Genomic DNA, 23306 nt, shown 5'->3' with positions numbered 1-23306 from the left:
CGTCGCCGTTACGCGGTCTGCTCCTGCTGCTTGCGCCAGCGGATGCCGGCCTCCAGGAAGCCGTCGATCTCGCCGTCGAGCACCGCCTGCGGGTTGCCGACCTCGAACTCCGTCCGCAGGTCCTTGACCATCTGGTACGGGTGCAGGACGTAGGAGCGCATCTGGTTGCCCCAGGAGCTGCCGCCGTCCTTGAGGGCGTCCATCTTGGCCTGCTCCTCCTGGCGGCGCCGCTCCAGCAGCTTGGCCTGGAGCACGTTCATGGCGCTGGCCTTGTTCTGGATCTGCGAGCGCTCGTTCTGGCAGGAGACGACGATGCCGGTCGGGAGGTGCGTGATGCGCACCGCCGAGTCGGTCGTGTTGACGCCCTGGCCGCCGGGGCCGGAGGCGCGGTACACGTCGACGCGCAGCTCGGTCTCGTCGATCTCCACGTGGTCGCTGGTCTCGACGACCGGCAGCACCTCGACGCCCGCGAAGGACGTCTGACGGCGGCCCTGGTTGTCGAAGGGCGAGATGCGCACGAGGCGGTGGGTGCCCTGCTCGACCGAGAGGGTGCCGTAGGCGTACGGGGCCTTGACGACGAAGGTGGTCGACTTGATGCCGGCCTCTTCCGCGTACGAGGTCTCGTAGATCTCGGTGGGGTAGCCGTGGCGCTCGGCCCAGCGCAGGTACATGCGCTGCAGGCGCTCGGCGAAGTCGGAGGCGTCCACGCCTCCGGCCTCGGCGCGGATGTTGACCAGCGCCTCGCGCTCGGCGTACTCGCCGGAGAGCAGGGTGCGGACCTCCATCTCGTCCAGCGCCTTGCGCACGGAGACCAGCTCGGTCTCCGCCTCCGCGAGGGTGTCCGCGTCGTCCATCTCCTGGGCGAGGTCGAACAGCACCGCGAGGTCGTCGATGCGACCGCGCAGGGTCTCGGTCTTGCGGACCTCCGCCTGGAGGTGCGACAGCTTGCTCGTGATCTTCTGAGCGGCCTCCGGGTCGTCCCACAGGGACGGCGCGGCGGCCTGCTCCTCAAGCACGGCGATTTCTGCCCTCAGCTTGTCGAGGTCCAGGACGGCCTCGATCGACCCCATGGTCGAGGAGAGGGACTTCAGCTCTTCGGAAACATCGACGACTGCCACGGGTCCAGCGTAGCCGGTCCGCGGGCGGCGCCGTCCGGGCAGGCCGGTTCACCCGTTCTGATGAACGGAGGAACGGGCGTACGCTGCCGGTATGACTCTGCTCCTCGTCAAGCGCCGCCATGTGGACCACATGCGTGTCACGACGACGAGCTGTCTGCCGCCGGACCATCCCCAAGCCTGATCCACCCCGATCCGACTTGGTCCTGTACGCGGCCCAAGCGGCTCCGGCGCCATCCCTGCCGGCGGCCCTCCCCATCCGCTGCCCCGACACCTCTGGGGAACAGGACCCCGTGACATCCGAAACGGAGCCGTCATGCCGTCCGCGCACACCGATCTTCCCGCCGATTCCGCAGCTCCGGCGCTTCCCGTCATCGACCTGTCCCAGGCCGACGACCCGGCCCAGCGGGCCGACTTCCTGAAGAAGCTGCACGCCGTGGCCCGGGACACCGGCTTCCTGTACCTCACCGGGCACGGGATCACCGAGGCCGAGACGGCCCGCATCCTGGAGCTGACCAGGGCTTTCTTCGCCCTGCCGGAGGCCGACCGGCTCGCGGTGAGCAATCTGAACTCGCCGCACTTCCGCGGCTACACCCGCATCGGCCACGAGCTGACCGGCGGCGCCTCCGACTGGCGCGACCAGCTCGACGTCGGCGCCGAGCGGCCGGCGCCGGTCCTGGGCCCGGACGACCCGGCGTTCCTGTGGCTGGAGGGCCCCAACCAGTGGCCGCAGGCCCTGCCGGACTTGCGGCCGGTGGTGCTGGAGTGGCAGGCGCGGCTGGCGGCGGTGGCCCACCGGCTGCTGCGGGAGCTGCTGACCTCGATCGGGGCCCCGTCCGACTTCTTCGACGCGGCGTTCGCGGACCGGCCGCACCTGCACACGAAGCTGATCCGCTACCCCGGATCGGCCCCGTCGGGCGCCGGCCAGGGGGTCGGGGCGCACAAGGACTACGGGTTCCTGACCCTGCTGCTGCAGGACGGCGTGGGCGGGCTCCAGGTACGGCAGGGGGACGGGTTCCTGGACATCCCGCCGCTGCCGGGGGCCTTCGTGGTCAACCTGGGCGAGCTGCTGGAGATCGCGACGGAGGGGTACCTGGTGGCCACGGACCACCGGGTGATCAGCCCGCCGGGCGCGGTGGAGCGCTACTCGGTGCCGTTCTTCTACAACCCGCGGCTGGACGCGGTGATCGAGACGGTGCCGGGCGAGTACCTGCGGTCGGCGCCGGGAGTCGCGCACGACGCCTCGAACCCGCTGCACGCGCAGTACGGCCGCAACGAGCTGAAGGGCTGGACCCGGGCCCACCCGGCGGTGGCCCGCCGCTGGCACCCGGAGCTCGTGGAGGCGTAGCGCCGCCCGGACCCGGGGTGCGGGGGGGGCCTCTCCCCCGCACCCGGCTACGGCTACGGCCTGGCCGGGGTGGAGTGCTTGGTGTCCTGCGGCGGGGGCTCGTCGCCGGAGGCGGCCAGCCACGCGCCCACGCCGAGCGCCGCGGCCAGCGCCACGGCCCCCGCCGTCAGCGCCAGGCGCCGCTTGCGGGCCGTCTCCGCGCGGTGGCGGGCCGAGCCCGGGCGGTGGCCGCCCGCGGGGCGCGGCACGCGGGCCGTGCCGAGCGCGCCCCCGGCCAGCTCGTCCGGTCCCGGTACCCGCATCGAGGTGTGCGTGTCCCTGTTCGAGTCGGTCGCGGAGCCCGGCACCAGCGGGACCACGCCCCGCCGCCGGGGCGTGGTCGACTCGGCCTCCGCGGCGGGCTCCGCCGACGAGGGGTCCGGCTCCGGTTCGTCCGGCTCGTCCACGTCCAGCGGCGGCATCCCGGCCAGGAGGGGGAGCAGGTCCCGCAGGCGCAGCGAGAGCTCCGAGGCGCGCAGGCGGGAGGCCGGCGCCTTCGCCAGGCACTGCACCATCAGCTGCCACAGCTCGTCCGGGATGCCGGGGAGCGGAACCACCGTTTCCGTGACGTGCCGGCGCAGGACCGCGCCCGGGTGGCCCCCGCCGAACGGGGTGAAGCCCGCCAGCAGCTCGTACAGCACCGTCGCGAGCGCGTATATGTCCACCGCCGCCCGCGGCGGCAGACCCTCCACGATCTCCGGAGCCAGGTAGTCCGGCGTGCCGATGATCCGCGTCGTGGGTGCGGAGGCCCGCGTTCCCGGCGCCCCGGAGGGCGCCCGGCGCGGTGAATCGATCAGCTTGGCCACGCCGAAGTCGGTCAGCAGTGCCGGATGCGAACCGCCGGGCCCCAGCGGCCCCTGCATGTCCAGCAGGACGTTCTCGGGCTTCACGTCCCGGTGCACGACCCCCGCCGCGTGGGCCGCCGCCAGCGCGTCCGCGACGTCCGCGACGATCGCCACGGCCGCCTCGGGGGCGAGCCGGCGCTCCCGGTCGAGGCGCGTGCGCAGGTCCGTACCGCGTACGAGGTCCATGACCAGGGCGAGGTCGTTGCCGTCCACGACGAGGTCGCGGACGGACACCACGTGCGGATGGTCCAGGCCGAGCAGCGCGCTGCGCTCCTGGACGAAGCGTCCGACCAGTTCCTGGTCGGAGGCGAGGTCCTCGCGCAGCAGTTTGACGGCGACGGGCCCGTCCGGCCCCTCGCCCAGCCACACCGTGCCCGCGCTGCCGCGCCCCAGGATCTGGTGCGCGGTGTACCGGCTGCCGATCTTCCGTGCCACGACTGCTCCCTCAGCGGCTGGCGTACGCACCAAAGCTACGCGGCCGGATGGGGGTTGAACGCCCCGGAACACGGCGACCTTCACTTCTGGGGGCGAAATCACGTCCCGGAAGTCGACAAATCAACAACCCGGCGCTACGGGCGCCCGGTTCAGGGCGCGCCGGCGCCCGAGCCGCCGCTGCCCGTGGAGTCGCCGAGCGCGGTGACCCAGTCCACGATGTCGGAACCCCAGGTCCACAGCTGGTCCCACCAGCCCTTGCCGGTGCCGACCCACTCCTGGAGCGGGGTGAGCTCCCAGACCAGCCAGCCCGCCACCACGAACAGCAGGATCATGACCAGGCAGCCCTTGAGGCAGCCCAGGCCGGGGATCTTGATCGGGTTGGCGCTGCGCGGGCGCGGCTCGCGCGGCTCCCGGGGCGCGCGCTGCGGCGGGGCCTGCGGGGGCTGCTGCTGCGGGGGCGCCTGCCGCTGAGGCTGCCGCTGGGGCTGCTGCTGGTACGGAGCCTGCTGCGGCTGCTGGTACTGCTGAGGCGGCGGCTGCTGCTGGTAGTACGGCTGCTGCGGGGGCTGCTGGTACTGCGGCGGCTGCTGCTGGTACTGCTGGGGCGGCGGGCCCTGGCGGTACTGCGGCGGCTGCTGGGGGCGCTGCTGCGGCGGCGGGGGCGCCTGCCGCTGCGGGCGCCGGCGCAGCGGGTCCTCGCTCGGGTCGAGGTACTGCATCTGCGTCTGCTCGTTGCGGTCGCGCGCGGCCCGCATCTGGGACTGCCAGGGGTGCGGCTGGTCCGGCTGCTGCACCGGGGGCATGACCGAGGTCGGGTCCGCGCCCGGGCCGCCGGGGCCGCCCGTGCTGGGCAGCACGGAGGTGGCGTCGGCCGCGCCGACCGGCGGGAGCACGCTGGTCATGCCGTTCGGGTCGTACGCGCCCATCGGCGAGGCGGCGCCGACGCGGCCGGGCAGCACCTGGGTCGGGTCGGCGGCGCCGACGCCCGGAGTCTGCGGGACCGGCGCCGGCGAGGGGTCGGGCGCGAGCAGCGCGCCGACGCCGAGGGCGGCCTCCACCTCGGAGGGGGCGCTGTGCACGCCGATGCCGGAGGCGACCACGCGCAGCCCGCGGGCCAGGTTCTCGGCGCTGGGGCGCTCGTTCGGCTCCTTGCGCAGGCAGCGCTCGATGACGATCCAGAGCGGCTCGGGCACGTTCGGCGGCCGCTGCGGGTCCTCGCTGAGGTGGCGGTGGAGGACTTCGAGGGCGGTGCCGCCGGCGAACGGCGGGCGCCCGGTGACCAGTTCGTAGAGCAGGATGCCGGCGCCGTAGATGTCGACGGCGGAGGTCTGCGGACGGCCCTCGGCGGACTCCGGGGCCACGTACGCGGGGGTGCCGACGAACTCGTGCGTGCGCGTCAGACCCGGGGAGTCGGCGAGGCGGGCGATGCCGAAGTCGGTGAGCATCGGCTTCATCTGGCCGCCGCGCTCGTCGAGCAGGACGTTGGCGGGCTTCAGGTCGCGGTGGACCACGCCGTCGGCGTGGCTGGCGGCGAGCGCGTCCGCGATCTGGGCGGTCAGCAGGCTCGCGGCGACCGGCGTGAAGGGGCCGTTCTGCCGGATGTACTTGTGCAGGTCCGGGCCGTCGATCAGGTCCATGACCAGGGCGAGCAGGTCGCCCTCGACGACGAGGTCGCGGGTGCGCACGATGTTCGGGTGCGTCAGGCGCAGCAGGACCGAGCGCTCGCGCAGGAAGCGCATGACGATGTCCGCGTCCTGGGCCAGCTCCTCCTTGAGGACCTTGATGGCCACGGTCTCACCGGGCTGCCCGGCGACTGCCGCCTCCGCGCCGGCGGTCTCCCGCTGGCGGGCACGCCAGACGGTGCCCGTGGCGCCGCGTCCGAGCGGCTCCTCGAGCAGGTACTTGCTGCCGACTGGCCGCACGTCTCGCGCTCCCTGCTGTCGTCCTGCTGTGGTTCGTTTTCGTGCTTCTTTTTCCGGCCCACTCTAGGGGGTGTCGTCGGGGAAGACGCGGGGTGCCGGAGGTTGGTTGCCGCACATTTGTACGAAGGGTGAGGTTTGAGGGGTATGCCGGGGGCGATTTTCCCCGGCCGTGCTCCACTTTTCGGCCGGGGCGCACGCCCGGGCGCGAACGCGACACGCGCACGGCGTGATCATTCAAGATCATTTATTGCCGGGTGCCGGGCGTGTTGTCGGTGACAGGTGCGAGGATGCACCCGTACGGAACGGCCGGGACGGGAGCCCGCGTTCCGGGCAGACCTGACCGGACGACGCGCCGTGCCGGGTGGGGGGTTGATGGGGCGGCCGTGCCCCGTCGTACCCCTGCCGGGCGCACGCACCGCGCACCGCGCAGAAGGGACCGCTGACGGCGATGCAGATCCGGCTGACCGTCCTTGGGTCGCGCAGCGGCCACCAGACCGCGCCCGCCGGCTGTGACGTGCTCGTCACCGCGCCCGTGGGCACCGCGCTCGCCGCCGTGGCCTCCGGGCTCGCGGCGACCGTCGGCGGGCCCGACACCGGCGGCACGGTCGTGCTGTACGCCGGTACCGAGCGCCTCGACCTCCAGCGCCGCGTGCTCGGGGAGCCGCCGCTGGTGGACGGGGCGGTGCTGGGGCTGCACGCGCCGGTGCCGGGCGTCCTGCCGGACGGGGAGGTCCTGCCCGCCGGTGCGGACGGCGCCCAGCTGCACGTGGTGGCGGGGCCGGACGCGGGCGGGGTGCACCTGCTGCACCCGGGCGCGATCCGGATCGGGCGCTCGGCCGACGCCGATGTCCCGCTGGACGATCCGGACGTCTCGCGACTGCACTGCGCCGTGACGGTGATGCCCGGCGGGCGGGTGGCCGTGGCCGACCTGGACTCGACGAACGGTACGACGGTGGACGGCGCCGCGGTGGGCGCGCAGCCGGTGGCGCTGGCGCCGGGGGCGCTGCTGCGCATCGGCGAATCGACGCTCCGCCTGGCCCCGGACGCCCCGGCCCCCCTGCCCCTGGTCCCGGACCTCGAAGGCCACCTGTCCCTCCCGGCCGGCCCGCTCCCGGCCCCGCCCGACGCGGCCGCCGAAGCCTCCGCCTCGGAGTGGAGCGGCGGCCCCGGCCCGGCCGGCGGCCCCGCCGCCGAACCGCGGGGGTCCTCCGCCCCCTCCGCTCCTTCCCGGAACCAGGGCTCCTCGCCCGACCCCCAGGAGCACCGCTCCGGGCCGCGCCCCGACTCCGGCACCCACGGGGCCGGGTGGAACGTCGCGGCCTCCGGGGTCGGGTCGGGCCCCGGCCTGCACATCGGCGCGCCCGGTACGGGCCGGGCCGCGGCGGAGTACGGAGCCCCCGGCACCACAGGAACCCCCGGAGCCCCCGGAGCCACAGGAACCCCCGGCGCCCCCGAGGGCATCGGCGGAGCCGCGCAGCGGCCGCGCAAGCGCGGTCTCGGGGCCTGGGCCCGCAAGTGGGTCCGGGGGGAGGAGGAGCCGGGGTACGAAGGCACCGCCTCCGGAGCCGTCACGGCCGCCGCGCCCGACGCCGACGATCCCGCCGCGCTGCTGCTCGCCGCGCTGGGGCCCACCCGGCGGCTGTGGTCCCGGCCGCCGGGGCGGCTCGACGTCGGGCTCGGTGCCGGGAGCCGGATCGCGTTCGAGGAGGTCGGCGCACTCGGCATCGCCGGGCCCCGCGCCCGGCTGACCGGCCTCGCCCGCTCCGTCATCGCCCAGCTCGCCGCCCTGCACGGGCCCGGCGAGCTGGAGATCGTGCTCCTCGCCGCCGACCGCGCCCGGCCCCTGCCCGAGCGGCGCGCCGACTGGGGCTGGCTCGGCTGGCTGCCGCACGTACGGCCCGCGCACGGCCAGGACTGCCGCCTGCTCCTCGCGTACGACCGCGACCAGGCCGGCGCCCGTACCGCCGAGCTGACCCGCCGCCTCGACGAAGGTCCCCTCGGCGACCCCCGCCACGGCCCCTCCACGCTCCTCGTCGTCGACGGCGATCCCGGCGCCGCCGCGCTGCGCGACATCACCGGCCGGCTGGCCCCGCACGGCCCGGCCGCCGGGATCCACCTCCTCGTCCTCGCCGAGACCCCGGCCGCCACGCCCGCCTCGCCGGTCACCGAGACGTACGAGGCGGCCTGCGCGAGCGGCCCCGCCTTCCGTACCTGCGGTGCGGCCGCCCTGCTCAGCGGCGACGTGGCCACCACCGTGCGGACGTTCGCGGTGAGCGGCGGCAAGCCGGTCCCGCCCGGGACCACCGCCACCGCCGACGCCGTCTCCGCCGCCTGGGCCGAGCGCTTCGCCCGGGCCCTGGCCCCGCTGCGCGCCGAGCCCTCCCCCTCCGGCCCCCGCCCGGCCCTCGCCGCCGCCCTCCCGAACACGGCCCGTCTGCTGGACGAGTTGGGGCTGGCCCGGGCCACCCCGGCCTCCCTGATGGCCCGCTGGGCCGCCGCCACCGACCAGGGGCAGGGCGTCGGCGGCCATGTCGAGCTCGTGCTCGGCAGCGGTCGGCGCGGCCCGGTCGGCGCCGAGCTGGTCCAGGACGGCCCGCACCTGCTCATCGAGGGGCCCGCCGGCAGCGGCCGTACGGAGCTGCTGCGCTCGGTGGCCGCCTCCCTCTCCGCGGCGGCCCGCCCCGACCGGCTCGGACTGCTGCTCCTCGACGGGGCCGGCGGCGAGCGCGGCGACGGGCTCCAGCCCTGCACCGAGCTCCCGCACGTCTGCGCGCACCTCGTGGCCGCCGACCCCGTCCGGATGCGGGAGTTCGCCCAGGCCCTGGGGGCCGAGCTGAAACGCCGGGCCGAACTCCTGGACGGGGTGGCGTTCGCCGAGTGGCACGCCCGGCGGGAGCTGTCCGACCGGATGGTCGCGCCCCGCCAGCCCAGCCCGGGCGAGCTGCTCGGCGACCTCGACACCCAGCGCACCGGCACGCTGCGGCTGCGCGCCTCCGCCGTGCGCACCGACCCGGTCGGCCCCGGTCCGCTGCCCCGTCTGGTGGTGCTGGTGGACGATTTCGACGCGCTGGTCGCGCCGGGTCTCGGCAGTACGGGCCGCCCCGCCGCCGGGTCCGTCGTACGGGCGCTGGACGCGGTGGCCCGCGAGGGCGCCCGGCTCGGGGTGCACCTGGTGGCCACCAGCGCCCGCCCCGACCGTACGGCCGACACCGAGCTGGCCCGGGCGAACCCGCTGCGGATCGAGTTGGACGCCCCCGACCAGCCGGGCCCCGGCCGCGGCCGGCTGCGGTACGCCGACGGGCGGACGGTCCCGTTCCAGGGCGGCCGGGTGACCGGCCGGATCCCGCGGACGGCGACGCAGCGGCCGACGGTGGTGCCGGTGGAGTGGGAGCGGATGGGTGATCCCCCGGCCCGCCGGCCCGTGCGCGAGCTGGGCAACGGCCCCACCGACCTGGCGCTGCTGGCGAGCGCCCTGGACCGGGCCTCGCACCTGGTCTCGGCGATACCCGTGCTGTTCCCGCCCGCGCCCTGAGCCCTGCCGCGAGCCCGCCCGCAGGCCCGCTCCGCGGTTCGACGCGGTATTGCGGGGGTACGCGGCTCGGCGTAGACCTTGTGGGACGAGTCACACGACAGGTCGCACCACGGGCACACCACGGGCATCGGGGGCAGAGCCATGCGCAGGCACGGAACGAGCCGTACGCAGGACCGCAGCCGTATCGGCGGGCGGAGAACGAGGCGCGCGGTCGCCTGGACGGCCCTCGCGGCCGCGGGCGCGCTCGCGCTCGGCGCGTGCGGGGACGGGGGCGGGAAGTCCGACCCGCCGCAGGGCGCCGAGTCGTCCCCGCAGGCCCGGCCGCCGGTCGCGTTACCGAAGCTGGACGGGGAGAAGCTGGAGGTCGCGGCGGTCTGGACGGGCCCGGAGCAGGCGAACTTCACCAAGGTCCTCAAGGAGTTCGAGAAGCGGACCGGCGCGACGGTCACCTTCGTCCCGGCGCAGGACCCGATCGTCACCTTCCTCGGTACGAAGATCGCGGGCGGCCAGCCGCCGGACGTGGCGCTGCTCCCGCAGGTCGGGGCCCTGACCGCGGCCGTGCAGAACAAGTGGGTGCAGCCGGTCGGCCCGGAGGCCAAGGCGCAGCTCGACGCGAACTACGCGGACGGCTGGAAGAAGCTGGGCGCGGTCGACGGCACCCAGTACGGCGTGTACTACAAGGCCGCCAACAAGTCGCTGATCTGGTACAACGCGAAGGCCTTCAAGGCGGCGGGCGTGGAGCCCTCCAAGACCTGGAAGGAGCTGGTGGACGCGGCGGACACGCTCTCGGCCTCCGGAAAGCCGGCGGTCTCGGTGGCCGGCGCGGACGGCTGGACCCTCACCGACTGGTTCGAGAACGTCTACCTCTCCCAGGCGGGTCCGCAGAAGTACGACCAGCTGGCCAAGCACGAGATCAAGTGGACGGACGACAGCGTCAAGCAGGCGCTGACCACGCTCGGCGAGCTCTTCGGGCGCAAGGACTTCCTGGCGGGCGGGGCGAGCGGGGCGCTGGCCACCGAGTTCCCGAAGTCGGTCACGCAGACCTTCACCGGCGGCGACCGTCCGGCGGCCGCGATGGTCTTCGAGGGCGACTTCGTGGCGGTGAACATCGCGCAGACGGAGGCGAAGGTCGGCGAGGACGCCCTCGTGTTCCCGTTCCCCTCGGTCGGCGCCAAGCCGCCGGTGGTCTCGGGCGGTGACGTGGCGGTCGCGCTGAAGCCGTCGAAGGGGGCGCAGGCGCTGCTGACCTTCCTGGCGTCGCCGGACGCGGCGGAGATCCAGGCCCGCGAGGGCGGTTTCGTCTCCCCCAACAAGTCGGTGGACCTGAAGGCCTATCCGAACGACATCCAGCGGGACATCGCCAAGGCCCTGATCGCGGCGGGCGACGACTTCCGCTTCGACATGTCGGACCAGGCCCCGGCGGCGTTCGGCGGGACCCCGGGGGCCGGCGAGTGGAAGGCGCTCCAGGACTTCCTGGCGAACCCGTCGGACGTGGCGGGCACGCAGGCCAGACTGGAGGCGGACGCGGCCAAGGCGTACGGGAACTGATCCGGTGACCGCCAAGTCCGGCAAGTCCACCCGGGCGGCCGAGGCCGCCCCGCCCGCCGGGGCCATACCGGCCAGGTCCGCGCGGGCCGCGGAGACCCGGCGCCGCCGCCTCGTCGCGGCGGCGTTCCTCCTGCCCGCCCTGGTGCTGCTCGGCGCGCTCGTCGTGCACCCGATCGGCTACTCGCTCTACCGCAGCTTCTTCGACCGCTCCGGTGACACCTTCGTGGGCGGGGGCAACTACGGCGAGATCCTGCACGACGACACGATCCGCACGGCCCTGAAGAACACGGCGCTGTGGGTGGTGCTGGCGCCGACCACCGCCACCGCCCTCGGCCTGATCTTCGCGGTCCTGACCGAACGCGTGCGCTGGGGCACGGCCTTCAAGCTGCTCGTTTTCATGCCGATGGCCATCTCGATGCTGGCGGCCGGCATCATCTTCCGGCTCGTGTACGACCACGACCCCGACCGGGGCATCGCCAACGCGGTCTGGGTCGGGGTGCACGACACCTTCGCGGAGTCCTCGGCCTTCCCGAAGGCCCGCCCGGGGCGCGACTCCCCGCTGGCCCCGGCCGCGGGGGCCGACACGGGCGGCTTCACGACCCGTGATCCCGTACGGGCGGGCGTGCCGGTGCTGCTCCCGCTGGTCGGCGTGGCCCCGGAGGACCTGCCCGGCGGGACCCGTACGGCCCGGGCCGCGCCCGCCGAGCCGGGCAAGGTCACCGGGACGGTCTGGCAGGACTTCACCCGGGGCGGGGGCGGACGTACCAACGCGGTCGACCCCGCCGAGTCGGGCCTGGCCGGGATCCGGGTCGAGGCGGTCAAGGACGGCCGGGTGGTCGACTCGGCGACGGCCCGCGCCGACGGCACCTTCACCCTGTCCGCGAAGGCCGACGGGGCCCTGCTGCGGCTGCCCGCGTCGAACTTCCGCGAGGCGTACGCGGGGGTGGAGTGGCTCGGCCCGACGCTGGTGACCCCGGCCGTCATCGGTGCGTACGTCTGGATGTGGGCCGGGTTCGCGATGGTGCTGATCGGGGCCGGGCTGGCCGCCGTACCGCGGGAGCTGCTGGAGGCCGCGCGGGTGGACGGGGCGAACGAGTGGCAGGTGTTCCGCAGGGTCACCGTGCCGCTGCTGGCGCCCCTGCTCGTGGTGGTCCTCGTCACCCTCGTCATCAACGTGATGAAGATCTTCGACCTGGTCTTCGTGATCGCGCCGGGCTCGGTGCAGGACGACGCGAACGTCCTGGCCCTCCAGCTGTACCGGACCTCGTTCGGCACCGACGCCGATCCGGGGCTGGGCAGCGCCATCGCCGTGCTGCTGCTGGTGCTGGTCCTCCCGGTCATGCTCTACAACATCCGCAGGCTGCGGAAGGAGGGGGCCCGATGAGCGCCGCCGCGCAGGCCCGCCCCGAGGCACGTGCCGGTACCCGTCCCGCTCCGCGCTCCGGTGCCCGGGCCGGCAGGCTGGCCGCGGGCGCCGCGGCCGGAGCCGTCCGCGTGTTCCTGGTGCTGGCCGCGCTGTTCTGGCTGATGCCCACGCTCGGGCTGCTGATCTCCTCGTTCCTGTCCCCCACCGACCTGAACAAGGGCGGCTGGTGGCAGGCGCTGACGGCCCCGACCCGGCTGACGGCCGACAACTACGAGCGGCTGCTGGCCAACGACACCATCACCGGTGCCCTGCTCAGCACCGTGGCCATCGCGGTCCCTGCGACCCTGCTCGTGGTGGCGCTGGGCTCGTTCGCCGGATACGCCTTCGCCTGGCTGGAGTTCCCGGGGCGGGACTGGCTGTTCCTGGTCGTGGTCGGGCTGCTGGTCGTCCCCGTACAGGTGGCGCTGATCCCGGTCTCCGAACTCTTCGGCGCCATCGGCCTGTTCGAGACCACGGCGGGGGTGGTCCTGTTCCACACCGCGTTCGGGCTGCCCTTCGCCGTCTTCCTGCTGCGCAACTTCTTCGCGGAGATCCCGCGCGAGCTACTGGAGGCGGCCCGTCTCGACGGGGCGGGCGAACTGCGGCTGTTCACCCGGGTGGTGCTGCCGCTGGGCGGGCCGGCGATCGCCTCGCTCGGCATCTTCCAGTTCCTGTGGGTGTGGAACGACATGCTGGTCGCGCTGGTGTTCGCGGACTCGGCGAACCCGCCGATCACGGTCGCCCTCCAGCAGCAGGTACGGCAGTTCGGCAACAACATCGACGTGCTGGCGCCCGGCGCGTTCCTGTCGATGGTCGTCCCGCTGGTCGTCTTCTTCGCCTTCCAGCGGCAGTTCGTCACGGGGGTGATGGCCGGGGCGGTCAAGTAGCGCACGGTCACGTAGCGCACGGCCGGCCGCCGCACGCCCGTTGAGGTGCGGCGTTGACGCTGGGTAACCCGAATGCCACACGCTGCGTAACCCGAACGCCACGCCGGGGTTGCTTGGGGGTACTCCCGGCGGTGGCTGGGGGAGGAACATGCCCGCGCCGACCCCTGGATGTGCCGTGCCCCGGTTCAGCGTCATCGTGCCCGCGTACAAGGTTCAGGCGTACCTCCAGGAGAGTCTGGACTCGGTCCTGTCCCAGTCGTTCCCGGATCTGGAACTGATCGCGGTCGACGACGCCTCGCCGGACGCCTGCGGTTCGATCATCGACGAGTACGCGGCCCGGGACCCCCGGGTGACCGCCGTGCACCTGGCGCACAACCTCGGCCTGGGTCCGGCCCGCAACGCGGGTCTGGCCCGGGCCACGGGCGACTACCTGATCTTCCTCGACGGCGACGACACCCTCGCCCCCGGCGCCCTCCAGGCCGTCACCGACCGGCTCAAGGACACCGGCTCCCCCGACGTCCTCGTCTACGACTACGCGCGCACCTTCTGGACCGGTGAGCTGGTGCGCAACCGCCTCGCGCACCGGCTGTCGGAGGAGGGCCCGGCCAGTTTCCGCCTCGCCGACCGCCCGGCCCTGCTCGGCATGCTGATGGTCGTGTGGAACAAGGCGTACCGCCGGGAGTACGTGGAGCGCGAGGGCCTCCAGTTCCCGCCCGGCCTCTACGAGGACACCCCCTGGACCTACCCGGCGCTGCTGGCCGCCGAGTCCATCGCGGTCCTGGACCGGGTCTGCGTCCACTACCGCCAGCGCCGCACCGGCTCCATCCTGACCACCACCACCCGCCGCCACCTGGACATCTTCGACCAGTACGACCGGGTCTTCGGCTACCTCGCCACCCGCCCCGAGCTGGAGCGCTGGCGCCCCACCGTGCACCGGCGGATGGCCGAGCACTTCTGCGCCCTGTACGCCGACCCGCGCCGCCTCCCGCGCGCCTGCCGGGCCGAGTTCTTCCGCCGGGCGGCCGCGCTGCTGCGCCGCTACCGTGCCGCCGGCCCGCCTCCGCGGTCCCTGGCGCGCACCGACCGGATCCGGCACCTGCTGATGCGGCTCGGCGTGCGCCGTACGTACCGCACGGCGTCGGCGCTGCGCTCGGCGGCGCTGGCGGCGGGGCGGGCGGGGGTCTCGCTGTGGCGGGGCCTGCGCGAGAGCGCGCTGCGGCTGCACTACCGCGGCCAGCGGCTGCTGCCGCTCCGCCCGGAGCTGGCGGTCTTCTCCGCGTACTGGCACGGCGGCTACGCCTGCAATCCGGCGGCCATCGAGGCCAAGCTGCGCGAGCTCGCGCCCCGCATGCGGACGGCGTGGATCTGCGATCCGCAGCACGCGGCGACGCTCCCGGCGCAGACCGCCGTGCTCCGCCCCGGCTCGGCGGCGTACTGGACGGCTCTGGCCAGGGCCACGTACCTCACCACGAACGTCAACTTCGAGCGCGCCCTGGTCAAGCGGCCCGGGCAGGTCCTGCTCCAGACCCAGCACGGCACCCCGCTCAAGCGGGTCGGCCTGGACCTCCAGGACCGGCCGGCCGCCACGCCGACGACGGATTTCGCGGGGCTGCTGCGCGGCGCGGACCAGTGGGACTACCTGCTGTCCGCGAACCGCCACTCCACGCTGGTGTGGGAGAGGGCGATCCCGTCCTCGTACACGACGCTGGAGTACGGCTACCCGCGCAACGACGCCTTCCACCGGGCCACTTCGCAGGACGTGGTGGCGCTGCGCGAGCGCCTCGGCATCCCGCTCGGCTCGACGGCGGTCCTGTACGCGCCGACCCACCGCGACTACCGGCGCAGCCGGCCCGAACACCTGGACTTCGAGCGGGTGCTGCGCGACCTGGGCCCGCGCTTCACGATCCTGGCCCGTACACATCTGACGTACGCGGACGCGCCCGCCCCGTCGGTGCGCCACCCGCGCCTGGTCGACGTCTCCGGGTACCCGTCGGTGGAGGAACTCTGCCTGGCCTCGGACGCGTTGGTGACGGACTATTCGTCGCTGATGTTCGACTACGCGGCGCTGGACCGGCCGATCGTGATCCACGCGGACGACTGGGAGGCGTACGAGGCCGCCCGCGGCACCTACTTCGACCTGCGGACCTGCCCACCGGGGGCGATCGCCCGCACGGAGGACGAGCTGGTGGACATCTTCACGACGGGCCACTGGCAGGGCTCACGCTCGGCGCAGCTGCGCGCGGCGTTCCGCTCCCGCTTCTGCTCGTACGACGACGGCCACGCGGCGGAGCGGGTGGTCCGCCGGGTCTTCCTGAACGAGCCGGCGCCCACGCCGCCGATCACCCCGCTGGAGGAGCGCACCCCCGCCCCCGCGGCCCCGCCCCTCGGCCAGGAACCCCACCTGACCCCGAGCCTGTGGCCGTAGGCCCCGCGCGGCGGGGACGGCCGGGCCGCCGGGAAAGTCAGCCCGCCGCGGCGGTCAGCCCCGCCACCACCGACCGGGCCAGGTCGTCCAGATACCCGGCCGGAACGGCGTCGCGCACCACCACCTGCCGCCAGTAGAGCGGCCCGATCGCCAGGTCGAGCGCCCGCCCCGGATCCGTGCCCTCGGCCAGCTCCCCGCGGGCCACCGCCTCCGACACGATCCCCTCCGCCATCCGCCGCTCCCCCTCCAGCAGCGCGCCGCGCACGGCGTCCGCGATCTCCGGATTCCGCGCCGCCTCGACCAGCAGGTCCGGGATCACGGCCGAGGCCACCGGATGCCGCAGCACGTGCGACATCACCTCCAGCAGGGCCCGTACGTCCCCGTACAGCGATCCGGTGGCCGGCACCGGCAGGCCGTCCACGGCGAAGGCGCCGACCAGGTCCAGCACCAGGTGCAGCTTCGACTTCCAGCGCCGGTACACGGCCGTCTTGCCGACCCCGGCCCGCCGCGCGATCCCCTCGATCGACATCCGCGAGAACCCGACCGCGGCCAGCTCCTCCAGCACCGCGGCCCGGATCGCCTCCGTCACGTCCTCGCGCAGGACGGCGGCCCCGGCGGGGGCCCGGCGGGCGGCGGCGGGAGCGGGGCCGGTGGCAGGGGTGGTGGCGGGGTCCGTGGAATCCATGCACCGAGCATAGCCGCGCACGCCGTCACCCACTCGTCACGACGATACGGTTGCGTTCCGTCGCCCCGCGCCCTAACCTCGCCGTAGCGACGATACGGACGCGTTCCATCGTCAGCGACCAGCCTGCCGACGCCCTGACCCCGTCGAAAGCGACCTCCGTGACAGCGACCACCCACCTCGCCCAGCCGGCGACGAAGACGACGGCACCGGCCACGCTCGCCGACCTGGCGGCGGCCCACGGCCTGACCCTCAGCGGCGCCCGCCCCCCGCTCACGAGCTACGTGCGCCAGCTCTGGGGCCGGCGTCACTTCGTGACCGCGTACGCCACCGCCCGGATGCACGCCACGTACAGCACCGCCAGACTGGGCCAGGTCTGGCACCTGGTGACCCCGCTGCTCAACGCGGCCGTCTACTACTTCATCTTCGGCGTCATCATGAACGCCAGCCACGGCGTGGCGGACTACGTCCCGTTCCTGATCACCGGCGTCTTCGTCTGGGACTTCATCGGCAGCTCCATCAACGCCTCCACCCGCTCGGTCCACAGCAACCTCGGCCTGGTCCGCGCCCTGCACTTCCCCCGCGCCAGCCTGCCCCTGTCCACGGTCGTCCAGCTCTTCCAGCAGCTGCTCGTCACCATGGGCGCGCTGGTCCTCCTGCTGCTCGCGTTCGGCCAGACCCCGTCCCTGAAGTGGCTGATGGCCGCGCCCACCCTGGCCCTGATGGCCGTCTTCTGCGCCGGCGTCGCCATGGTCATGGCCCGCATCGGCAGCAAGAGCCCGGACATCAGCCAGCTGATGCCGTTCATCCTGCGCACCTGGATGTACTCGTCCGGGGTCATGTGGTCCATCGACTCGATGCTCAGCAAGGACCACCTCGCGCACTGGGTCACCGTCGTCCTCAAGACCAACCCGGCGGCCGTCTACATCGACCTGATGCGCTACTCGCTGATCGACAGCTTCCCCGCGCACGCGCTCCCGCACCACGTGTGGGCGATCGCCCTCGGCTGGGCCCTGCTCACGGGCGTCGGCGGCTTCATCTACTTCTGGAAGGCTGAGGAGGACTACGGCCGTGGCTGACACCAAGACCGCACCCGCAAGCACCCCCGCACCCGCGACCGCACCGGCCGCGGCCGCCTTCGACCCCCACGACACCCGCGTCCCCACCGTCATCGCCGACGACGTCCACGTCGTCTACAAGGTGAACGGCGCCGGCGCGCGCAAGGGCGGCGCCACCGCCGCCCTCAGCCGGATCTTCTCCCGCAAGGCCGCCCCCGGCATGCGCGAGGTCCACGCCGTCAAGGGCGTCACCTTCGTCGCGTACAAGGGCGAGGCCATCGGCCTGATCGGCTCCAACGGCTCCGGCAAGTCCACCCTGCTCGCCGCGATCGCCGGCCTCCAGCCCGTGGCCCGGGGCAGGATCTACTCCCACGGCCAGCCCTCGCTCCTCGGCGTGAACGCGGCCCTGATGAACGACCTGACCGGCGAGCGCAACGTGGTCCTCGGCGGCCTCGCGATGGGCATGTCCAAGCAGCAGGTCCGCGAGCGCTACCAGGGCATCGTCGACTTCTCCGGCATCAACGAGAAGGGCGACTTCATCTCCCTTCCCATGCGCACGTACTCCTCCGGCATGGGCGCCCGGCTGCGCTTCTCCATCGCCGCCGCCAAGGACCACGACGTACTCATGATCGACGAGGCCCTGGCCACCGGCGACGCCAACTTCCAGCGCCGCAGCCAGGCCCGCATCGAGGAGCTGCGCGAGCAGGCCGGCACCGTCTTCCTGGTCAGCCACAGCATCGGCACGGTCCGCGAGACCTGCGACCGGGCGATCTGGCTGGAGTCCGGCGTGCTGCGCATGGACGGCCCCGCCGCCGAGGTCTGCGACGCGTACGAGCGGTTCACCTCGGGCCGCTGACGGGGGGCGCACACGCGCAAGGGCGGCCCGGGCCGAAGCCCGGGCCGCCCTTGCGTCCACGCCCCGCGGGGACTACGCGTGCGCCCTCAGCAGCGAACGCATCGTCCGCATCGCGACCGACAGGTTCGCCAGGTCGAAGTCGTCCGAACCCCGGATCTCGTCCAGGGTCGTCCGCGCCCGGCTGATGATCGCCGCGTTCTTGTCCTCCCACGCCTTGAAGCGGTCCTCGGGAGTCGAGTCGCCGTTGCCCACCGCCAGCACGTCGGCGGTCAGCGCCGCGTGCGCCGCGAACAGGTCCTCGCGGATGGAGGCGCGGGCCATCGACTGCCAGCGGTCGGCCCGCGGCAGCTCGATGATCCGGTCCATCAGCTGGGTGATCTGCAGGCGGTCGGCGAGGTCGTAGTACACCTCGGCCACGTCCAGCGGGTTGACGCCGGTCCGGTCCGCGATCGCGACGATGTCGAGCGTCGGGAAGGCCGAGGAGAACCCTGCGACCTTGGCCGCCAGCTCCTCCGGGACGCCCTCGCCGATCAGCTCGTCCATGATCGACTGGTACCACTCCAGGTCCGCGCCGCGCACCAGCTTGGGCAGCTCGGCCCAGACCTCGGCGACCCGGTCGGAGAACAGCTCGATCGTCTCGGTGATCTGGAGCGGCTGCGGCCGGTTGTTCAGCAGCCAGCGGGTGCCGCGCTCGACCAGGCGGCGCGAGTGCAGCCGCACCCGGGTCTGGACGTCGGCCGCGACCTTGTTGTCGAGCGCCTCGACCTCGTCCCACACCCCGGCCAGGCCGAAGATCTCGCGGGCCGCGAGCTGCGCCCGCACGATCTCCTCCGTGGAGGCTCCGGACTCCTCGCGCAGACGGTGCAGGAAGGTCGAACCACCGGTGTTGACGGTGTCGTTGACCAGCAGCGTCGTGATGATCTCGCGGCGCAGCGCGTGCGCGTCGATCTGCTCCGGGAACTTCGCGCGCAGGGCGCCCGGGAAGTACGCGTGCAGCAGGCGGCGCAGGTACGGGTCGTCCGGCAGCTCGGTGGCGATGAGCTCGTCCGCCACCGTGATCTTGGTGTAGGCGAACAGGACGGCCAGCTCCGGCTGGGTCAGCCCCTTGCCGGCGCTCAGCAGCTCGCGGATCTGCCGGTCCGTGGGCAGGAACTCGATGCCCCGGTCCAGCCGGCCGGCCGCCTCCAGGCGGCGCATGAAGCGCTGCTGCGCGTGGAGCAGGCTGGGGGCCTGCGCGGTGCCGTTGGCCAGGGCCGTGTTCTGCGCGTAGTTGTTGCGCAGCACCAGGTGGCCGACCTCGTCGGTCATCTCCGCCAGCAGCTTGTTGCGCTGCTTGACGGTCATGTCCCCGTCCGCGACGACCGCGTTCAGCAGGATCTTGATGTTCACCTCGTGGTCGGAGGTGTCCACGCCCGCGCTGTTGTCGATGGCGTCGGTGTTGACCTTGCCGCCCTCGCCGCCGGCGCCGATCCGGGCGAACTCGATACGGCCGAGCTGGGTCAGGCCCAGGTTGCCGCCCTCGCCGATGACCTTGGCCCGGACGTCCCCGCCGTTGACGCGGATGGCGTCGTTGGCCTTGTCGCCGACGTCGGTGTGCGTCTCGGAGCTCGCCTTGACGTACGTACCGATGCCGCCGTTCCACAGCAGGTCCACGGGGGCCTGGAGGATGGTCTGCATCAGCTCGGCGGGGGTCATCTTGGTGACGCCCGGCTCGATGCCGAGGGCCGCGCGCATCTGCGCGTTGACCGGGATGGCCTTGGCGCTGCGCGGGTGCACGCCGCCGCCCGCGGAGAGCAGCTCGGCGTTGTAGTCGGCCCACGAGGAGCGCGGCAGCTCGAACAGGCGCCGGCGCTCGGCGTACGAGGTCGCCGCGTCCGGGGTCGGGTCGATGAAGATGTGCCGGTGGTCGAAGGCGGCGACCAGGCGGATGTGCTCGGAGAGCAGCATGCCGTTGCCGAACACGTCACCGGACATGTCGCCGACGCCGACGACCGTGAAGTCCTCGGTCTGGGTGTCGTGGCCCAGCTCGCGGAAGTGCCGCTTGACGGACTCCCAGGCGCCGCGGGCGGTGATGCCCATGCCCTTGTGGTCGTAGCCGGCGGAGCCGCCCGAGGCGAACGCGTCGCCCAGCCAGAAGCCGTACGCCTCGGCGACGCCGTTGGCGATGTCGGAGAAGGTCGCGGTGCCCTTGTCGGCGGCGACGACGAGGTAGGTGTCGTCCTCGTCGTGGCGGACCACGCCGGTGGGCGGCACGACCTCGCCGCCGACCATGTTGTCGGTGATGTCGAGCAGCGCCGAGATGAAGATCTTGTACGAGGCGATGCCCTCGGCGAGCCAGGCGTCGCGGTCCACCGACGGGTCCGGCAGGTTCTTGGCGACGAAGCCGCCCTTGGCGCCGACCGGGACGATGACGGTGTTCTTGACCATCTGCGCCTTGACCAGGCCGAGGATCTCCGTACGGAAGTCCTCGCGCCGGTCGGACCAGCGCAGACCGCCTCGGGCGACCTTGCCGAAGCGCAGGTGGACGCCCTCGACGCGCGGGGAGTACACCCAGATCTCGTACGCCGGACGCGGCGCCGGGAGCTCCGGGATGGCCTGCGGGTCGAACTTCATCGACACGTAGGAGTGCTGCTCGCCCGCGTCGTTGAGCTGGAAGAAGTTCGTGCGCAGGGTGGCGTTGATCAGGGTGAGGAAGGACCGCAGGATCCGGTCCTCGTCGAGCGAGGCGACCTGGTCCAGGGCCCCGGCCAGCTCCTCCAGCATGGCGTCGATGAGCTCGGTGCCGGCGGACTGGCGGCCGGGCGACATCCGGGCCTCGAAGAGCGAGACCAGCAGCCGGGTGGTGTGGACGTTGTTGCGGAGGGTGTCCTCCATGTAGTCCTGGCTGAAGTTCACGCCGGCCTGGCGCAGGTACTTGGCATACGCGCGCAGCACCACGGCCTGGCGCCAGGTGAGCCCCGCGGACAGCACCAGGGTGTTGAAGTTGTCGTTCTCGGCGTCGCCCTGCCAGACCGCGGCGAAGGCGTCCTGGAAGCGCTCGCGGGCGTCGTCGCCGAGGTAGGCGTCGCCGTTGCCGGAGGGCAGCGGCATCCGCAGGCCGAAGTCGTAGATCCACGCGTTGGTGCGGTCGCTGCAGCGCAGCTCGTACGGGCGCTCGTCGGTGACCTCGACGCCCAGGCGCTGGAGCACGGGCAGGACCGCGGACAGCGAGACCTGCTCACCGGTGCGGTAGATCTTGAACCGGCGCTCGCCGGGGCCCGCGCCGACCGGCTCGTACAGCGAGAGGGCGAACTCCCGGTCGCTGGCGGAGAGCCGCTCCAGGTGGCAGAGGTCGGCCACGGCCGCGCGCGGCTTGTGGTCGGCCTTGTAGCCCTCGGGGAAGGAGGTGCCGTACTTGCGCAGCAGCTCGGCGGCGCGCTCCTCGCCCACCTCGGCGACCAGGGCGTCGGCGAAGCCGTCGGCCCAGGAGCGGGCGGCCTCGACGAGGCGGGCCTCGATGCGCTCGACGTCGGCGTCCGTCAGGACGGGCAGCTCCTTGCCCTGCGGAACGCGGATGACGAAGTGGATGCGGGCCAGGATCGACTCGGTGTTCCAGGCGGTGAAGTCGACGCTGCTGCCGTCGAGCTCCTCCTGGAGGATCGAGATCAGGCGCAGCCGCACGCCGGTGGTGTAGCGGTCGCGCGGCAGGTAGACGAGCGCCGAGTAGTAGCGGCCGTACTCGTCCTGGCGCAGGTACAGCCGCAGCCGGCGGCGCTCCTGGAGGTACAGGACGGAGGTGGCGATCTCGCGGAGCTTGTCGACCGGGGTCTGGAACAGCTCGTCGCGCGGGTAGGTCTCCAGGATCTGGAGCAGGTCGCGGCCGTCGTGGCTGTTCGGCGAGAAGCCGGCGCCGTCGAGGACCTCGGCGACCTTGCGGCGGATGACCGGGACGCGGCGCACCGACTCGGTGTACGCGGCCGAGGAGAACAGGCCGAGGAAGCGGCGCTCGCCGACGACGTTGCCCTCGGCGTCGAACTTCTTGACGCCGACGTAGTCGAGGTAGGACGGGCGGTGCACGGTGGCGCGGCTGTTGGCCTTGGTCAGCACCAGCAGGCGGTGCTCGCGGGCCTTGGCGCGGGCGTCGGCCGGCAGCCGGTTGAAGGACGGCGAGACGGGGTGGTCGTCCTCCTGGCCGCTGTGGTGCGGGTCGGAGCGCAGGATGCCGAGGCCGGTGCCGGGCACGGCGGACAGGGCGTCGCCGTCGACGAGGTTGTACTCGCGGTAGCCGAGGAAGGTGAAGTGGTCGTCGGCGAGCCAGCGCAGCAGCTCGCGGGCCTCTTCGAGCTCGTACTCGCGCAGGTCGGGGGCGGTCGGCTCGTCCGGGAGGTCGTCGGCGATGCGCAGCGCGGCGTCGCGCATCTTCTCCCAGTCCTCGACGGACTCGCGGACGTCGGACAGGACGCGGCGCAGGTCGTCGGTGATCTGCTTGAGGTCGGCGCGGTCGGTCTCGCGGTCGGTCTCGACGTGGATCCAGGACTCGACGAGGGAGTCGTGGGGGCGCGCGGTCTTGGGGCCGTGCGCGTCGCAGTCGGGGCCGAGGATCTCGATCAGCTTGCCGGTGACGTCACGGCGGACGACGACCTGGGGGTGGATCACGACGTGGATGCCGCGGTTCTGGCGGGACAGCTCGTTGGTGACGGAGTCCACGAGGAAGGGCATGTCGTCGGTGACGACCTCGACGACGGAGTGGCTGGAGGTCCACCCGTTCTCCTCGACCGTCGGGGTGTGCACGCGCACGTTCGCGGTGCCCTGCGGCCGGGTCTCGGCGAGACGGTAGTGGGAGAGGGCCGCACCGAACACGTCGACCGGGTCCCGGTCCAGGAGGTCCTCTGGGGCGGTGTGCAGGTAGTAGCGCTGGAGGTAGGCGAGAGTGGTGTCCTGATCGGGACGCTCCCCCTGCTCGGACCCAGTCGGAAGTAGCCCCCCGGCCGGGCTGTGCTCAGCTACCCGGGCCGCCCGCGCGAGCAGCTCGGCCTTTGCTTCGTCCAGCTTGGTCTGCATGTCCTCTGGCTCCTGTCGCGCGCCATTGCGTGACGTAGGTGAAGGAAGGAATGGCGCGGCGCCGTGATGCGGGGTGACCGCTGGGAATCGGCGCTGCGCCGTGGAGAGAGCCGACCGGGAGGGAACTGGCCATGATCGGCCCGGGCTCCCGGTGGCAGGGATCAGCGAA

13 protein-coding genes are annotated in these 23306 nt (G+C 73.3%); 8 read left to right on the top strand and 5 right to left on the bottom strand.

Translation table 11 applies throughout. From position 1 onward, the window contains the following. Window positions 1-8: 8 nt before the first annotated feature. Window positions 9-1118 carry a peptide chain release factor 2 gene (gene prfB, locus CP980_RS20710; protein ID WP_099891960.1) on the bottom strand — a complete coding sequence of 370 codons (1110 nt, stop codon included), beginning with the start codon at window positions 1116-1118 and terminating at the stop codon, window positions 9-11. 313 nt (window positions 1119-1431) lie between these two features. Between prfB and CP980_RS20705 the strand changes: the two genes are divergently transcribed. After that, window positions 1432-2463, top strand: a complete 1032-nt coding sequence (locus tag CP980_RS20705) for an isopenicillin N synthase family dioxygenase (protein WP_150528795.1) — start codon at window positions 1432-1434, stop codon at window positions 2461-2463. Between the two features lie 53 nt (window positions 2464-2516). Here the strand turns inward: CP980_RS20705 and CP980_RS20700 are convergent, their stop codons facing one another. Together CP980_RS20700 and CP980_RS20695 are read right to left on the bottom strand one after the other, a co-directional pair. Further along, on the bottom strand, window positions 2517-3782 hold the full coding sequence (locus CP980_RS20700) for a serine/threonine-protein kinase (RefSeq protein ID WP_132754829.1): 1266 nt from the start codon (window positions 3780-3782) through the stop codon (window positions 2517-2519). Between the two features lie 149 nt (window positions 3783-3931). Continuing rightward, window positions 3932-5704, bottom strand: coding sequence for a serine/threonine-protein kinase (locus tag CP980_RS20695; protein ID WP_132754827.1), 1773 nt, complete (start codon window positions 5702-5704; stop codon window positions 3932-3934). Window positions 5705-6152: 448 nt separating this feature from the next. Between CP980_RS20695 and CP980_RS20690 the strand changes: the two genes are divergently transcribed. From CP980_RS20690 to CP980_RS20670, 5 genes are all read left to right on the top strand, one after another. Continuing rightward, on the top strand, window positions 6153-9236 hold the full coding sequence (locus CP980_RS20690) for an FHA domain-containing protein (RefSeq protein WP_150528794.1): 3084 nt from the start codon (window positions 6153-6155) through the stop codon (window positions 9234-9236). Window positions 9237-9377: 141 nt separating this feature from the next. Continuing rightward, a complete protein-coding gene (locus CP980_RS20685) occupies window positions 9378-10784 on the top strand; it encodes an ABC transporter substrate-binding protein (protein WP_150528793.1) in 1407 nt (468 codons plus the stop codon). A 64-nt stretch (window positions 10785-10848) separates the two neighbouring features. Continuing rightward, window positions 10849-12168 (top strand): carbohydrate ABC transporter permease, encoded by a 1320-nt coding sequence (locus tag CP980_RS20680; protein ID WP_189998567.1) that lies wholly within the window; start codon window positions 10849-10851, stop codon window positions 12166-12168. Next, window positions 12165-13076 (top strand): carbohydrate ABC transporter permease, encoded by a 912-nt coding sequence (locus CP980_RS20675; RefSeq protein ID WP_132754819.1) that lies wholly within the window; start codon window positions 12165-12167, stop codon window positions 13074-13076. Before CP980_RS20680 ends, CP980_RS20675 begins: the two co-directional genes overlap by 4 nt. A gap of 175 nt (window positions 13077-13251) precedes the next feature. Next, entirely contained in the window at window positions 13252-15501 is a 2250-nt protein-coding gene (locus CP980_RS20670; RefSeq protein ID WP_150528791.1) for a bifunctional glycosyltransferase/CDP-glycerol:glycerophosphate glycerophosphotransferase, read from the top strand. Window positions 15502-15538: 37 nt separating this feature from the next. Here the strand turns inward: CP980_RS20670 and CP980_RS20665 are convergent, their stop codons facing one another. Then, the gene (locus CP980_RS20665; RefSeq protein ID WP_150528790.1) at window positions 15539-16186 is read right to left on the bottom strand and encodes a TetR/AcrR family transcriptional regulator; all 648 of its coding nucleotides are present in this window, start codon (window positions 16184-16186) and stop codon (window positions 15539-15541) included. A 158-nt stretch (window positions 16187-16344) separates the two neighbouring features. Here CP980_RS20665 and CP980_RS20660 point away from each other — a divergent pair, with 158 nt between their 5' ends. Together CP980_RS20660 and CP980_RS20655 are read left to right on the top strand one after the other, a co-directional pair. Continuing rightward, complete coding sequence (locus CP980_RS20660) at window positions 16345-17262, top strand: ABC transporter permease (RefSeq protein ID WP_132754813.1); 918 nt, start codon at window positions 16345-16347, stop codon at window positions 17260-17262. Between the two features lie 91 nt (window positions 17263-17353). Further along, a complete protein-coding gene (locus tag CP980_RS20655; protein WP_132755999.1) occupies window positions 17354-18097 on the top strand; it encodes an ABC transporter ATP-binding protein in 744 nt (247 codons plus the stop codon). 72 nt (window positions 18098-18169) lie between these two features. Here the strand turns inward: CP980_RS20655 and CP980_RS20650 are convergent, their stop codons facing one another. Then, entirely contained in the window at window positions 18170-23137 is a 4968-nt protein-coding gene (locus CP980_RS20650; RefSeq protein WP_099891938.1) for an NAD-glutamate dehydrogenase, read from the bottom strand. Window positions 23138-23306: the final 169 nt, after the last annotated feature.

The sequence above is a fragment of the Streptomyces vinaceus genome, assembly GCF_008704935.1.
GTDB lineage: Bacteria > Actinomycetota > Actinomycetes > Streptomycetales > Streptomycetaceae > Streptomyces > Streptomyces vinaceus.
The sequence above is the reverse complement of the archived record's forward strand: the minus strand, read 5'-3'. Positions and strand labels throughout refer to the sequence as shown.

Bases quoted from the DNA above. Each gene is read 5' to 3' on its own strand.
- CP980_RS20705 (WP_150528795.1), top strand. From the start codon at position 1,432: ATGCCGTCCGCGCACACCGATCTTCCCGCCGATTCCGCAGCTCCGGCG.
- CP980_RS20690 (WP_150528794.1), top strand. From the start codon at position 6,153: ATGCAGATCCGGCTGACCGTCCTTGGGTCGCGCAGCGGCCACCAGACC.
- CP980_RS20685 (WP_150528793.1), top strand. From the start codon at position 9,378: ATGCGCAGGCACGGAACGAGCCGTACGCAGGACCGCAGCCGTATCGGC.
- CP980_RS20675 (WP_132754819.1), top strand. From the start codon at position 12,165: ATGAGCGCCGCCGCGCAGGCCCGCCCCGAGGCACGTGCCGGTACCCGT.
- CP980_RS20665 (WP_150528790.1), bottom strand. From the start codon at position 16,186: ATGGATTCCACGGACCCCGCCACCACCCCTGCCACCGGCCCCGCTCCC.
- CP980_RS20650 (WP_099891938.1), bottom strand. From the start codon at position 23,137: ATGCAGACCAAGCTGGACGAAGCAAAGGCCGAGCTGCTCGCGCGGGCG.